Origin of the sequence: Agrobacterium sp. a22-2, from assembly GCF_012276985.1 — a bacterium.
In the GTDB taxonomy this organism is placed as follows: Bacteria; Pseudomonadota; Alphaproteobacteria; order Rhizobiales; family Rhizobiaceae; genus Allorhizobium.
On sequence record NZ_JAAXMM010000087.1, the window covers coordinates 1 to 413 of the forward strand.

Here is a 413-nt window from a genome sequence, read left to right on the forward strand (position 1 = left end):
GAATACGGCGGCGGACGTTTCGCCACGGCTTTTGATAGCCGCTTCTACATGAAAAATGCCTCTCACGATCCCAGCGACCAAATCTTCCTGATGCAATATTTCTACTGGTAATAAGGACTGTAATTTCATGAAAATAAAAACTATTTTAACGCCAGTAACCTGCGCTCTGCTGATAAGTTTTTCCGCCCATGCCGCTAACGCCGACAATTATAAAAACGTGATTAACCGTACTGGCGCGCCGCAGTACATGAAGGATTACGATTACGACGATCACCAGCGTTTTAATCCGTTTTTCGATCTCGGAGCCTGGCATGGTCATCTGTTGCCAGACGGCCCTAACACCATGGGCGGCTTTCCGGGCGTTGCGCTGCTGACGGAAGAGTACATCAACTTTATGGCCAGCAATTTCGACC

The 413-nt window shown here is 48.4% G+C and carries 1 protein-coding gene; it reads left to right on the plus strand.

Annotation, left to right across the window (positions count from 1 at the left end; translation table 11 throughout):
* Positions 1 to 127: 127 nt before the first annotated feature.
* A partial coding sequence (locus tag HFC70_RS26500; RefSeq protein WP_168476307.1) for a hypothetical protein occupies positions 128 to 413 on the plus strand: 286 nt, incomplete at its 3' end.